Origin of the sequence: Streptomyces sp. Y20, from assembly GCF_043195475.1 — a bacterium.
In the GTDB taxonomy this organism is placed as follows: domain Bacteria; phylum Actinomycetota; class Actinomycetes; order Streptomycetales; family Streptomycetaceae; genus Streptomyces.
In genome coordinates, this window is the sequence record NZ_JBIDDP010000048.1 from 1 (window position 1) to 417 (window position 417).

Genomic DNA, 417 nt, shown 5'->3' on the forward strand with positions numbered 1-417 from the left:
GCCGGGGACAATCCCGATGTCCGGTCCGGCGACCTGTCGCCAATGTTCCAGACCATCGTCGATCATGTGCCCGCTCCCAGCGCCGATCCCGATGGTCCGTTCAAATTCCTTGTGACCCTGCTCGACCGCGACAATTTCCTTGGCCGCATCCTGACCGGCCTGATCTTCTCCGGCTCGATCAAGCTCAACGCCCCGATCCACGCGCTCGACCCGGACGGCAAGATTGTCGAACAGGGTCGCGCCTCCAAAATCCTTGCCTTCCGGGGTCTAGAGCGTGTTCCCGTGGAGGAAGCCGGCGCCGGTGACATCATCTCGATTGCCGGTCTGACCAACGCCACGGTCGCCAACACCATCTGCGACCCCGGCGTCACCGAACCACTGCATGCCCAGCCGATTGACCCGCCGACGCTCAGCATG

General features: G+C 63.5%; 1 protein-coding gene. It reads left to right on the plus strand.

The window, feature by feature from the left end; translation table 11 throughout:
• Positions 1–42: 42 nt before the first annotated feature.
• Positions 43–417: EF-Tu/IF-2/RF-3 family GTPase (locus ACGFT1_RS35785; protein ID WP_373913160.1), on the plus strand; the 375-nt coding region annotated here is incomplete at its 3' end.